Origin of the sequence: Bacillus sp. FSL R5-0286, from assembly GCF_038593245.1 — a bacterium.
GTDB lineage: Bacteria > Bacillota > Bacilli > Bacillales > Bacillaceae > Bacillus > Bacillus altitudinis.
In genome coordinates, this window is record NZ_CP151977.1 from 1,492,463 (window position 1) to 1,505,710 (window position 13,248).

The following is a 13,248-nucleotide window of genomic DNA, read 5'->3' on the forward strand; positions in this document are numbered from 1 at the left end:
GACTCTGTTATTTTTTTCATTTAATCTGTTTTTAACAAATGTTATTTAAAATATCATTTGTGAGGGAATAGAGAAGCGGAAAGAAGGGTTATTATGACATTCCATGATGAAAGAAGGCTGCTCATTAAGGTTGCGCATATGTACTATGAAGAAGGCGCCACTCAATCTAAAATTGCAGAAGCTGTTGGGGTTAGCCGTTCGCTCATATCGAAATATTTGGCAAAAGCACGTGAAGCAGGAATCGTGGAAATCATTATTCATGATGAAGTAAATCAACAATATGGTTCGTTAGAAAGAAAAATAGAGCGAAAATATGGGCTGCGAGAAGTCGTGTGTGTGGAATCTCTCAGTCAAGAAACAACAAAAAGTCGAATAGGAGCTGCGGCTGCGGGCTTTTTATTAAAAGTCATGAAGGATGGACAAGTCATCGGTTTTTCATCAGGGACAACCTTGCATGAAATGGCGAAAGCGCTTACGTCTGTTCAGCATTTTCCGTCTGTAACATTTGTTCCGCTAGTCGGAGGCGTCGGAAATGAAGATGTTGATATTCATGCCAACTATATTATTGGAAGATGCTCAGAAGCACTCAAATCCAAATGTGAGTTTTTACATGTGCCTGTCATGCTTGATACGAAAGAAGCGAAAGATGTACTCATTAGACAGCCGTCGATCAAAAAAGTCATTGAATTAGGAGAATCATCAAATATCGCGGTCGTAGGAATAGGCGGGGTTCCGCAACATTCAACGATGGTGAAATCCTATATGACAAGTGGTGAGGAAGATATCCTGCAAGCGAAAGATGTCGCGGGTGACATTTGTTATAACTTTATTGATCATAAAGGTGAAGTGTATCCGCATCCGTGGAACGACCGGGTGATGGGGATCAGTCCTCTAAAACTGAAAGAGATCCCACTTGTGATTGGTGTCGCTGGAGGAGAAGAAAAAATTGAAGCGATCAGGGCAGCGTTAGAAGGTGGATTAATTCATGTGTTAATTACAGATGAACAAACCGGAGATGCCCTATTAAAGTAACTACCTAAGCCGATTAGGTAGTTTTTTTGAGTCTTTAGACTCAAAAAGATTGAGAATTTTATCGATTTTATCTTGACACAAAGTTGACACATCATATAAACTAAGTTCATAACAAATGATAAATAAAATAACAAATGTTACAAGAAACAGATTTTTGTTAATTTTTATAACATTTGTTAAAAGTTTCAGATTATTTTTCTAGCAATCTATTGTGAAGCAAGAAAACCTGAAAGGATGATTTAGATGTCAATTTATCAACAATTGTTAGCACGAGAACGCAGCGGAGATCCAATCAAAGTTGGGATTATCGGGGCAGGTCAAATGGGGTTTGGACTCATTTCACAAATTTCTAAAATTCCAGGCATGATTGTCGCAGGTGTTTGTGATATTCATCTTAGTGCAGCTGAGAAAGCAGCGAATTTTTACAAGCAACATGCGAAACCACATCAAATGGTCGTCACAAATGATTACAGAGAAGTGATTCAATCAGATTCTGTGGAAGTCGTTGTGGATGCAACAGGTGTTCCAGAGGTCGGAGCAAACATTTCTTTGGAAGCGCTTAATTCAAAAAAACATCTCGTTCTTTTAAATGTAGAAGTCGATATTACGATCGGCTTGGTCATGCATAAATTATTCACGAATGCAGGACTTGTTTACTCTGGATCAGCTGGAGATGAACCAGCAGCAACGCTAGAACTATATGAATTTGCAAAAACAATGGGGCTTGAAGTATTGGTTGCTGGGAAAGGTAAGAACAACCCATTCTTCCCAGAAGCAAACCCAGATACGTGTAAAGCTGAAGCAGATAGTAAACATATGAGTGCCCACATGCTGGCAGCATTCCAAGACGGAACAAAAACGATGGCAGAAATGAACCTATTAAGTAATGCAACAGGACTTTTGCCTGATAAAGTCGGCATGCATGGAGTAGAAGCGAATTTAGAAAATGTAGCAGATAAATTAAATCAAAAACAGCAAGGCGGCGTACTGGATAACTTCGGAGTCGTTGAATATGTAAATGGACTGGCACCAGGTGTCTTTGTCATCGTCAAGAGTGATCTTGAGCCAGTAGATGAAGAACTTCGCTACTTAAAAGTTGGAAAAGGTCCTCACTACACACTGTATCGTCCTTTCCACTTAGCAAGTCTTGAAACACCAGTGACGATCGCAAAAGCAGTCTTACAACACGATTCTTCAATCCATCCAATTGGTGTACCAGTATCAGAAACTGTCGCTGTGGCGAAAAGAGATATTAAAGCAGGAGAAACACTTGATGGTATTGGCGGATACTCCGTAAGAGGTGTACTTGAAACACATCAAGACATGAAAGCGAACGGCCACATCCCAATTGGCTTAATCAGCGGAAAAGTGGTAGCGAAAAAAGATATCAAATTGGGGCAATTCCTATCTCATGATGATGTAGAACTTGATGCAAGCACAACGGTCTGGAAGCTGCGTTCATTACAAGATCACTTATTTCAATCATAAGGACGTGAGGCTATGGAAAAATTAGCAATCGTACTTTGTATCATTTTGATTGTGCAGTATGGTTTATCGTTTATTCAAATCAAGTACTACCGCAAGAGCATGGATTCACTGATTGACGACTATAAAGGGAAACAAGGCTATCACTTGTTTTCAGGAATGGAGCGGCGCAAATTTGGTCCTGGAGCCATTGCGCTCATCATTGTCGATGAATCATACATCATTCAAAAGTGTCATGTGCTGGGTGGCGTCTCGATTTTGTCTAAATTTAAGGAACTGCCTTCCTATGAAGGAAAACATGTGGGGGCTGTGCTTGATGAGCATCACATGATGAAACAAACATTGAAAAAGCGCAAAAGGGGACCAGCTGTCATGCAAGCACTCTCCATGGCAGCGGAGCAGGCGCTTGTCTCGATTTCTAAAAAAAATATAACAAATGTGAACTAAGAAAGGGGAGATGAAACATGGAATGGATTCAATGGTTTGGAGAGCACTTTATCGGGATGTTTGAAGCCGGCGGAAAGCAATTCATGGGTCTTGTTACAGGTATCGTTCCAACGCTTGTTGTGTTACTTACTTTCACTTATGCTGTCATGAAGTTTATTGGAGAAGAGCGAGTGAATAGAGCGATTCAGTTTGCAGCGAAATATACCATTTTGCGCTATACGTTAATGCCGATCTTATCCGTTCTTATTTTGACAAACCCAATGGCTTATACGTTTGGCCGCTTCTTACCTGAAAAACAAAAACCAGCATTCTATGATTCAGCTGTTTCATTTGTTCATCCGGTGACATCGCTGTTCCCGTATGCCAACGCAGGAGAACTGTTTGTCTACTTAGGAATTGCGAACGGGATTAAAGAAGCTGGATACTCTATGTCAGAGCTGGCTGTTCGTTACTTCTTAGTCGGGATCGTTGTCATTTTACTTCGCGGAATCATTACGGAATGGATCACAAAGTACTTAGCAGGAAAAATGAAAGCGAATTCACAATAGGGGAGGGTTAGACATGACAAACCACAAAGTATTTGTTGCAAAAGGTGCTGGCGGATGGGGAAAAGGATTAGAGCTTGAACCAACCGGTAAAAGAAGAAAGGTCGTTTCCATTACAGGAGGAGGCATTCACCCAGTTGCACGAAAAATTGCAGAAATGACAGGGACAGAAGCATGTGATGGCTTTAAAAATTCTATACCAGAAGATGAAATGATGTGTGTTGTCATTGACTGCGGAGGAACAGCGCGAATTGGGCTTTATCCAATGAAACGCATTCCTACTGTCGATGTGCTGGCATCCTCTCCTTCTGGACCGCTTGCAAAACACATTACAGAGGATATCTTCGTATCAGGTGTCACAGAAAAAGATATTTCCTTTGCTGAAGCATCTGATAGTGAAGGGAATGTAGAAGGTCAAGAAAGCAGCGGCCCAATTGACAAAGAGAATTTCAAAGAAACCTATTCAAAACTGAAAGAGGAAAATATCGAACGTCAAGAAAAAGGGAATTTCCTCATGAGATTCTCAAGAGGAATCGGAAAAGTAACCGGCACATTCTATCAAGCTGGTCGTGATTCTGTTGATATGCTCCTTAAAAACATTATTCCATTCATGGCCTTTGTCAGTATGTTAATTGGAATTATCAATTATACAAAAATCGGTGATCTGATTGCCCATTTCCTTTCACCTTTGGCAGGATCTTTATGGGGGCTCTTACTGCTCGTTGTTGTCTGTACCTTACCGTTCCTATCGCCTGTCTTAGGACCTGGGGCAGTCATTGCACAAGTCATCGGTGTACTGATTGGTAGTCAAATTGCACTAGGAAATATTCCGCCTCAATTTGCTCTTCCAGCACTGTTTGCGATCAACGGTCAAGTAGGGTGTGACTTTATCCCGGTGGGGCTATCACTTGGTGAAGCGAAGCCGGAAACGGTACAATATGGGGTACCAGCTGTTTTGTATAGCCGTCTCATTACAGGCGTTCTATCTGTTGTGATCGCATACGTTGCCAGCTTCGGTATGTATTAAACGTATTAAAGGAGGAATCGAGATACATGGTAACACAATCTGTCGTAAAAGAAATTGGGATCTTAGTCCCGCAATTTAAAGAAGATAAGCTGATTGTTTTATTTGGACCAGCAGCGCCGCAGGAATTAAGAGATATGTCTGTCATTCATGAGTTTGAACACTTAGAAGAAGAGCCGCTGAAATTAGGCGGAACGATTCAAGTGGGCGACCAAACTTATACCATTACTGCTTTAGGCAATAAAGCAAATGACAACTTTAAGGAACTCGGCCATATTTCGATCTACTTCCAAGAGCCGTTTGATGATGTATTACCGGGAGCTGTCTTTGCATCCCCGCATACGTTTCCTGATATTAAAGAAGGCGTACGAATTGAAATTTCGTAACCATGGAAAAAAGCTGTTCCTTATAGGGAGCAGCTTTTTTGCGTTAGGTTTACTGATTGAAACATTTGCGATATGCTGTAGACGTTATTATTTGTATATTCAGAATTTTTATTCAGGGGGAAAAGATCGTGTCGCTTGACTTGAAGGATGTTTCTTTAAAACGAAATGGAAAATGGCTGCTTCGTTCTATTGACTGGCAGGTGAAAAACCAGGAACACTGGGTGCTTTATGGTTTAAATGGTGCTGGGAAAACGGCTTTATTAAATATGCTTTGCTCATATTATTTTCCAACGTCAGGTGAGATGACGGTGTTAGGCCATGTGTTTGGCAAGGAGGCGCTTGGTGAAAAACTAAGGAAAAAAATTGGTCTCATCTCTGCTGGTCTTGAAAAGAAGCTGCACAGAGATGACAATGCATTTGAAATTGTTTTGAGCGGGGCATTTGCTTCCATCGGACTTTATGAAACACCGACAGATGAGATAAGAGAGAAGGCGATTGATTTATTAAAAACATTTGGCTCGTTTCAATATGCCAATCGCACGTATGAAACCCTGTCGCAAGGGGAGAAACAAAAAGTGCTCATCGCAAGAGCTTTAATGAATGATCCGAAGCTCCTAATATTAGATGAACCTGTGACGGGTCTTGATTTTTTAGCAAGAGAACAGGTGCTAGAGACGATCTCATTGATTGCATCAAAACCAGATGCGCCCACATTGCTCTATACGACCCACCATGCAGAAGAGATTCTCCCGATTTTTCAGCACACCTTATTATTAAAAGAAGGTACTGTTTTTCATAAAGGGGAGACAAAGCAGATGATGACAAGTGACTTGCTTTCTTCCTTTTTTGAATGTCCAGTCGAAGTCATGTGGCAAAACGGCCGCCCTCACTTAAGTAAATTGTAGATAAGAGAAACTATTGGTCTGCTTCCCTGCTTTTCCATCATACATATTATAGTAGAAAACGAAAGGCGGGGAAGGACAGATGATCAGTATTTCTGAATTCCAAATCAAAGATGTCGTCGATGTGTCCAGCGGAAAAAAATTAGGTACTATTGGAGACATCGATATCAATGTCACGAGCGGTAAAATACAAGCGATTATCATTGGCGGTACAGGTAAAATGATGGGATTTTTCGGAAAAGAAGAGGAAATGATTGTCCCGTGGCGAAATATAGTAAAAATTGGCGAAGATGTGATACTTGTCCGTTTGTCTTCTTAATTTGTGTAAATTCCTCAACTAATAGATCAAATTTTCCTTAAAACAAGCTCTCCATTCTCAGCAATCAATGTCTTTTTCGGGTAAAAAGATTACGTTTTCATATCAATTTGAAAAAAAACCTGTAGAAAGGGCACATTTGAGTGTAATATTTAATGAATCCCACTAACTGTCTTAGCAGGTCTTGTGGTAAAATAGGAGCGATATAAAGAGAGATGAATGAAAGGTGGGAGGCAGCTTTGATAGACAAATATGACCCCTTTCAGCAGAAATCACCTTATGCAATGCTGATTCATGATTGGACGAACATGACATGTTCTGGAAAAGAGATATTGGCCGGTTTTACGACAAAAAATGGCGGCTTTAGTCTTTCTCCATATCAATCAATGAACACTGGACTCCATGTAGGAGATGATGCTTCTAGTGTCCAAATGAATCGTCAAGTCATTGCAGACGCTACTGCTGTGCCGCTCTCTAATTGGGTGTTTGCTGACCAAACACACGAGGATCGCATCATGAAAGTCACGAAGGAACAAAAGGGAAGAGGAAGTCTTCAGTATGATGAAGCACTCTCTAGAACAGATGGTTTATACACCTCTGAACCAAACATCATGCTCGCTCTTTGTTTCGCTGACTGTGTTCCGCTTTATTTTCTAGCTCCGCAATCTGGGCTGATTGGAACGGCTCATGCCGGCTGGAAAGGAACCGTCAAACAAATTGGCGCCAACATGGTTGATGCATGGGTTCGCCAAGAAGGCGCTGATGCCGATCATATACAAGTCGTCATTGGACCATCCATTGGCAGCTGCTGCTACATAGTAGATGATGTTGTCATAGATCAAGTGAAACAGCTTCCTTTTTCAACAGAGGATGTGTATTCCGAGATGTCACAAGGACAATACAAAATTGACTTAAAAACACTAAACAAAAACGTATTACTTCATGCAGGATTAAAAGAAGAAAACATACATGTCAGTTCGATGTGCACAAGTTGCAATAAGCAGCATTTCTTCTCACACCGGCGTGATCAAGGGAAAACAGGACGTATGATGTCTTTTGTCGGGTTTAAGGAGGCATAAGTGCAATTGAATGTACGAGAGAATCTCAGACAAATAAATGAACAAATAAACGAAGCATGTAAAAGAGCAGGTAGACATCCAGACGATGTATCGGTTGTCGCTGTCACAAAGTATGTCTCGATTGAACGAGCATTAGAAGCCAAGGATGCCGGAATTTTGCACTTTGGTGAAAATCGTGACCAAGGGTTACTTGAAAAACAGGCAGCCATAACCGATGAAAACATTAGCTGGCACTTCATCGGCAGTTTACAGACGCGAAAAGTGAAATCTGTCATTCAGACCATTGACTACTTACATTCGCTAGACAGAATGTCCCTTGCGAATGAAATTGAAAAAAGAGCGGATCACACGGTTCGCTGTTTTGTACAGGTGAACACATCACTTGAGGAGTCAAAACACGGCTTACAAAGCGAAGACGTGATTCCATTTGTCAAACAGCTGGCTGATTTCAAACATATTGAAATTGCTGGACTCATGACGATGGCTCCATTTACAGATGATCACACGGTGATACGAAACTGTTTTAAAACATTAAAAAGCCTTCAACAAGAGGTAAAACAACTGAACCAAGTAAATGCACCTTGTCAGCATTTATCGATGGGCATGTCAAACGATTTTGAAATCGCAATTGAAGAAGGTGCGACATTTGTTCGGATTGGCTCTTCACTTGTTGGAAATGAAACAGGAGGTGCGTGACATGAGCATAAAAAATAAGTTTAAAAGCTTCTTCACACTCGATGATGAAGAGTATGAGTACGAATATATTGATGAAGAAAGAGAACCAGCACAAGAAGAAAAAAACACAAAAGATAAAGCGGCATTTCAAGAGCGTCCTCAGGCAGGAAAACAAAATGTCGTCAGCTTGCAAAGCGTGCAAAAATCCTCTAAAGTGGTGTTAAGTGAGCCGCGTGTTTATGCAGAGGCACAGGAGATTGCAGATCATATTAAAAATCGGCGTGCAGTCGTCGTCAATTTGCAGCGCATTCAGCACGATCAAGCAAAGCGAATCATCGACTTCTTAAGCGGAACGGTTTATGCAATCGGTGGAGACATTCAGCGTATTGGCTCGAATATATTCCTCTGCACTCCTGATAATGTGGATGTATCTGGCACAATATCAGAGCTATTGACAGAGGAAGAACCTCAGAGGTGGTAAACCAAAGTGACTCTATATTACATTTTTCAGTTTCTACAGACTGTATTAACGATTTACTCATTCGCGATCATTATTTACATCTTTATGTCATGGGTACCATCTGCAAGAGAAACAGCGATTGGCCGCTTCTTGACAAACATTTGCGAACCGTATTTAGAACCATTCCGTAAAATTATTCCGCCAATTGGCATGATTGACATCTCGCCAATTGTGGCATTGCTTGTGATTCGTTTCGCATCATTGTATGGACTAACTGGTCTTTATAATATGATTGTACGATTCATGTAAACAGGCTGCCGGGCTTGGCATCTGCCAGGCTCTTTTACATAAAAGGGGAACAAAATGAGCGATATTTATCAACATTTTAGAAAAGACGAACAGCCATTTGTCGACCAAGTATTAGGCTGGAAAAACATCGTACTCGAACAATATCGAATGAAATTAACAGACTTTCTTGATCCTCGTGAGCAGTTCATTACCCAGTCCGTGATTCAGCATTCTGATGAACTGGGTCTCATGTTTTTTGGCGGGTATGAGGAAGCGGAGCGAAAAAGGGCTTTGATCTATCCTGACTATTTAGCACCGACCATACAGGATTTTGAACTGACTTGTTTTCAGGTGAACTATGCGAAAAAGTTTATTTCTATAGAACACCCCAACCTTCTCGGTTCGCTCATTGGGACAGGCCTGAAGCGTCAAAAATTCGGTGATTTGTTGTTTTCAGAGGACAACGTGCAATTTATTTGTACAAGCGATGTTGCCGATTTTGTTCGGGCTCAGCTGACGCATGTCGGCAGAGCATCTGTTTCATTAGAGGAAATCAGTAAGGCAGATCTTCAGCCAGTCATCAGCAAAACCGATATCAAAGAAGATACGATTTCTTCACTGCGGCTTGACGCTGTATGTGCTGCTGTCAGCCGTCAGTCTCGGCAAAAAGCACAGCTTTTGGTCAAAAATGGTCTTGTCAAAGTAAACTGGAAAGTCACTGAAGACCCTTCCTTTACAATTGGTGAAGGTGATCAGCTCTCTGTCAGGGGATTTGGCCGCTTTAGCTTAAAAACAATTGATGGGAAGACGAAAAAAGATAAATTCAAAGTAACATTTGAGCTTCTGACATAACGAATTTGAATCTGGAGGTGGCAAGAGTGCCATTAACACCTAATGATATTCATAATAAAACGTTCACAAAAAGTTTTCGCGGCTATGACGAAGATGAAGTAAATGAGTTTTTAAGCCAAGTACGTAAAGATTACGAGATCGTACTTCGCAAAAAGAACGAGCTTGAAGACAAAGTCAACGAGCTTGATGAAAGACTAGGCCATTTTGCAACAATTGAAGAAACATTAAACAAATCCATTCTTGTGGCGCAAGAAGCAGCAGAAGACGTGAAGCGTCATTCTGATAAAGAAGCGAAATTGATCATTCGTGAAGCTGAGAAAAATGCAGACCGTATTATCAACGAAGCGTTATCAAAATCAAGAAAGATTGCAATGGAAATCGAAGAGCTCAAGAAACAGTCGAAAGTCTTTAGAACTCGTTTCCAAATGCTCATCGAAGCTCAGCTTGATCTTCTGAAAAATGATGATTGGGATCATTTGCTGGAATATGAAGTTGACGCTGTCTTTGACGAAAAAGAATAAGCGCATCACCTTGACATGACGTGCTCATGTTGCATATAATACCATCATAAATTAACAAGAGATAAACGTTTGAAAGGGACACTCGCAGCGGTTACATGCGTAATAAAGCGAATCAGGGACGGTGGAAGCCTGACATTACGAAACGCTGCAATGAGATCACCCCTTTAGTTCCTTTTCTGAAATGAATGAGTAAGAAAAGGCGTCAGATCACGTTACGATTTTAGAGTGGATAAGCGGCAATTTCAAAGCGCTTGTCTAAAAGGGTGGTACCGCGAGACAAGCCTTCTCGTCCCTTATGGGATGAGAGGGCTTTTTTTATTGTTTTTTAATACGAATTTGCATGTGGAGGAATAGGTATGAACTACAAAGACACCTTATTAATGCCAAAAACAGAATTCCCGATGAGAGGGAACTTGCCGAACAAAGAGCCTGAAATCCAAGAGGAGTGGGCAGAAAAAGACATCTATCAAATGGTTTTAGAGCGGACAAAAGGACGCCCGACCTTTATTTTGCATGATGGACCTCCATATGCGAATGGTGACATTCATATGGGGCACGCACTCAATAAAATCCTCAAAGATTTTATTGTCCGTTTTAAATCAATGAATGGATTCCATGCACCGTACGTACCGGGCTGGGATACACATGGCTTACCGATTGAAACAGCCCTTACGAAAAATAAAAAAGTCAAACGCAAAGAAATGTCGACAGCAGAATTCCGTAAACTATGTGAGGAGTATGCTTGGAAACAAATCGAAGGTCAGCGCAATCAGTTTAAACGTTTGGGCGTAAGAGCAGACTGGGACAATCCATATGTGACATTGAAGCCTGAATACGAAGCGCAGCAAATTCTTGTCTTTGGTGAAATGGCGAAAAGAGGCTATATTTACAAAGGTCTTAAGCCTGTTAACTGGTCTCCATCAAGTGAATCAGCACTTGCTGAAGCAGAAATTGAATACAAGGACAAACGTTCACCATCGATTTACGTATCATTTAAAGTGAAAGATGGCAAAGGAGTACTTGAAAACGGCGAGCAGTTCATCATCTGGACAACAACACCTTGGACACTTCCTGCAAACCTTGGCATTTGTGTACATCCAAACCTAGAGTACAGCGTGCTTCAAGTGGGTGCTGAGCGATATGTCATCGCATCTGAGCTAGTTGAACAAGTGGCAAAAACACTTGGCTTTGAAGAGTACGAAGTTGTGAAAACCTTAAAAGGTAAAGAATTAGATAAGGTCGTTGCAGCACATCCAATTTACGATAGAGATTCTCTAGTGATGCTTGGCGATCACGTCACAACAGATGCAGGAACAGGCTGTGTTCACACAGCGCCAGGTCACGGGGAAGATGACTTTATCGTAAGTATGAAGTACGGTCTTGATGTGTTATGTCCAGTAGATGAAAAAGGTGTGATGACAGAAGAAGCACCTGGTTTTGAAGGACTATTCTATGAGGATGCCAATAAAGCCATCACAGAACAGCTTGAAGCAAAAGGCGCATTGAAAAAGCTCGACTTTATCACGCACTCCTATCCGCATGACTGGAGAACGAAAAAACCAACAATTTATCGTGCAACTGCTCAGTGGTTTGCTTCCATTAAAGATTTCAGAGAAGCACTATTAGATAATATTAAAGAAACGAAATGGGTTCCAGCTTGGGGCGAAACGCGCCTGTTCAATATGGTGCGTGACAGAGGTGACTGGTGCATTTCAAGACAGCGTGTATGGGGCGTTCCAATCCCAGTCTTCTATGCTGAAAATGGTGAGCCAATCATCACAGATGAAACGATTCAACACGTCTCTCAATTATTTAGAGAACATGGCTCGAATATTTGGTTTGAAAAAGAAGCAAAAGAATTATTGCCTGAAGGCTTTACACATCCAGGCAGCCCGAACGGTGAATTTACAAAAGAGCAAGATATCATGGATGTATGGTTTGATTCTGGTTCTTCTCACCAAGCGGTATTAGAAGAACGAGATGACCTGGTTCGTCCGGCAGACCTTTACCTTGAAGGTTCTGATCAATATCGCGGCTGGTTTAACTCATCTTTATCTACAGCAGTTGCAGTCACTGGAAAAGCGCCATATAAAGGTGTTCTCAGCCATGGCTTTACGCTTGATAAAGAAGGACGCAAGATGAGTAAATCATTAGGCAATACGATTGATCCGACGAAAGTAGCGAAGCAGCTTGGTGCGGAGATTCTTAGACTTTGGGTATCTTCTGTCAACTATCAAGCCGATCATCCAGTGTCTGACGACATTTTAAAACAAGTCGCAGAAGTTTATCGTAAAATCCGTAACACGTTCCGCTTCTTGCATGGTAACCTGTTTGACTTTGATCCAGCAGTCAATGCAGTACCAGTCGAAGAGCTTCGCGAAGTGGATCAATATATCTTAATCAAATTAAACAAATTGATTGATAAAGTGAAAAAAGCTTATGATGATTACGAATTTGCGGTTGTCTATCATGCCATCCACAACTTCTGTACGATTGAGCTTAGCTCTTTCTATCTCGATTTTGCAAAAGATGTGGTATACATTGAGCATGCGGATCATCCAGACCGCCGCAGCATGCAGACGGTCTTCTACGAAACATTAATGGCGTTAGTGAAGCTGACAGCACCAATTCTTCCGCATACAGCAGATGAACTATGGAGCCACTTAAGCTTTGTTGAAGAGCCAAGTGTTCAGTTAACAGATATGCCAGAAGGTGTAGCTGTTCCTCAAGCAGAAGCGACAGAAGTGAAGTTTGACCGCTTTATGGAAGTACGTGACGATGTGCTAAAAGCGCTGGAAATTGCGCGTAATGAGAAAGTCATCGGACGTTCACTTGAAGCAAGTGTGACCCTTTATGCAACAGAGGAAGTGAAAAACCTTCTTGCATCCATTAAAGAAGATGTGAAGCAGCTTTTTATCATTTCTGAGTTAACAGTAGAAGATGAGAAGCATGCAGACGCATCAGCGCCTGAATACACATCAGGACGTATTGTTGTTCAAAAAGCAGAAGGCGAACTGTGCGAACGTTCCCGCATTATTTCAAAAGATGTTGGCGCAAATCCAAAATACCCAACATTGTCGCTCAAAAATGCTGAAATCGTGGAGAAATATTACCAGAATTAACAGCGTGATATCACCAACTAGCGCCCCGCATATAGCGAGGCGTTTTTGATATAGAGAAAATGACAGCGTTTAGAACGAAAGGAAAAATCTTATGGCTTTAAAGTGAACAGGCGG

The 13,248-nt window shown here is 41.3% G+C and carries 15 protein-coding genes; all 15 read left to right on the forward strand.

Annotation, left to right across the window (positions count from 1 at the left end; genetic code table 11):
• The first annotated feature begins 93 nt into the window (after nucleotides 1-93).
• The 15 genes from NST24_RS07560 (at nucleotide 94) to ileS (ending at nucleotide 13,134) form a co-directional block, all read left to right on the forward strand.
• Nucleotides 94-1,032, forward strand: a complete 939-nt coding sequence (locus NST24_RS07560) for a sugar-binding transcriptional regulator (protein WP_024720314.1) — start codon at nucleotides 94-96, stop codon at nucleotides 1,030-1,032.
• Between the two features lie 243 nt (nucleotides 1,033-1,275).
• Entirely contained in the window at nucleotides 1,276-2,520 is a 1,245-nt protein-coding gene (locus NST24_RS07565; protein ID WP_007499740.1) for an SAF domain-containing protein, read from the forward strand.
• 12 nt (nucleotides 2,521-2,532) lie between these two features.
• Nucleotides 2,533-2,964, forward strand: coding sequence for a transcriptional regulator GutM (locus NST24_RS07570; protein ID WP_008354650.1), 432 nt, complete (start codon nucleotides 2,533-2,535; stop codon nucleotides 2,962-2,964).
• Between the two features lie 17 nt (nucleotides 2,965-2,981).
• A complete protein-coding gene (locus NST24_RS07575) occupies nucleotides 2,982-3,512 on the forward strand; it encodes a PTS glucitol/sorbitol transporter subunit IIC (protein ID WP_003210918.1) in 531 nt (176 codons plus the stop codon).
• Between the two features lie 13 nt (nucleotides 3,513-3,525).
• Nucleotides 3,526-4,536 (forward strand): PTS glucitol/sorbitol transporter subunit IIB, encoded by a 1,011-nt coding sequence (locus NST24_RS07580; protein WP_024720315.1) that lies wholly within the window; start codon nucleotides 3,526-3,528, stop codon nucleotides 4,534-4,536.
• 26 nt (nucleotides 4,537-4,562) lie between these two features.
• Entirely contained in the window at nucleotides 4,563-4,919 is a 357-nt protein-coding gene (locus tag NST24_RS07585; RefSeq protein ID WP_007499733.1) for a PTS glucitol/sorbitol transporter subunit IIA, read from the forward strand.
• Between the two features lie 128 nt (nucleotides 4,920-5,047).
• A complete protein-coding gene (locus NST24_RS07590) occupies nucleotides 5,048-5,824 on the forward strand; it encodes an ABC transporter ATP-binding protein (protein ID WP_019743283.1) in 777 nt (258 codons plus the stop codon).
• A 79-nt stretch (nucleotides 5,825-5,903) separates the two neighbouring features.
• Nucleotides 5,904-6,140 carry a YlmC/YmxH family sporulation protein gene (locus tag NST24_RS07595; protein WP_008344958.1) on the forward strand — a complete coding sequence of 79 codons (237 nt, stop codon included), beginning with the start codon at nucleotides 5,904-5,906 and terminating at the stop codon, nucleotides 6,138-6,140.
• 212 nt (nucleotides 6,141-6,352) lie between these two features.
• Nucleotides 6,353-7,216: a peptidoglycan editing factor PgeF gene (gene pgeF / locus NST24_RS07600; RefSeq protein ID WP_268355681.1), complete on the forward strand. Its 864-nt coding sequence runs from the start codon at nucleotides 6,353-6,355 to the stop codon at nucleotides 7,214-7,216.
• Between the two features lie 6 nt (nucleotides 7,217-7,222).
• A complete protein-coding gene (locus NST24_RS07605; protein WP_026050091.1) occupies nucleotides 7,223-7,912 on the forward strand; it encodes a YggS family pyridoxal phosphate-dependent enzyme in 690 nt (229 codons plus the stop codon).
• Between the two features lies 1 nt (nucleotide 7,913).
• Nucleotides 7,914-8,372 (forward strand): cell division protein SepF, encoded by a 459-nt coding sequence (gene sepF / locus NST24_RS07610; RefSeq protein WP_017359354.1) that lies wholly within the window; start codon nucleotides 7,914-7,916, stop codon nucleotides 8,370-8,372.
• A gap of 6 nt (nucleotides 8,373-8,378) precedes the next feature.
• A complete protein-coding gene (locus tag NST24_RS07615; protein WP_024720319.1) occupies nucleotides 8,379-8,660 on the forward strand; it encodes a YggT family protein in 282 nt (93 codons plus the stop codon).
• A gap of 54 nt (nucleotides 8,661-8,714) precedes the next feature.
• Nucleotides 8,715-9,491, forward strand: a complete 777-nt coding sequence (locus tag NST24_RS07620) for an RNA-binding protein (RefSeq protein WP_159145663.1) — start codon at nucleotides 8,715-8,717, stop codon at nucleotides 9,489-9,491.
• Nucleotides 9,492-9,517: 26 nt separating this feature from the next.
• Nucleotides 9,518-10,012, forward strand: a complete 495-nt coding sequence (locus NST24_RS07625; RefSeq protein WP_008344947.1) for a DivIVA domain-containing protein — start codon at nucleotides 9,518-9,520, stop codon at nucleotides 10,010-10,012.
• Between the two features lie 356 nt (nucleotides 10,013-10,368).
• Complete coding sequence (gene ileS / locus NST24_RS07630) at nucleotides 10,369-13,134, forward strand: isoleucine--tRNA ligase (RefSeq protein WP_008344945.1); 2,766 nt, start codon at nucleotides 10,369-10,371, stop codon at nucleotides 13,132-13,134.
• The last annotated feature ends 114 nt before the right edge of the window (nucleotides 13,135-13,248 follow it).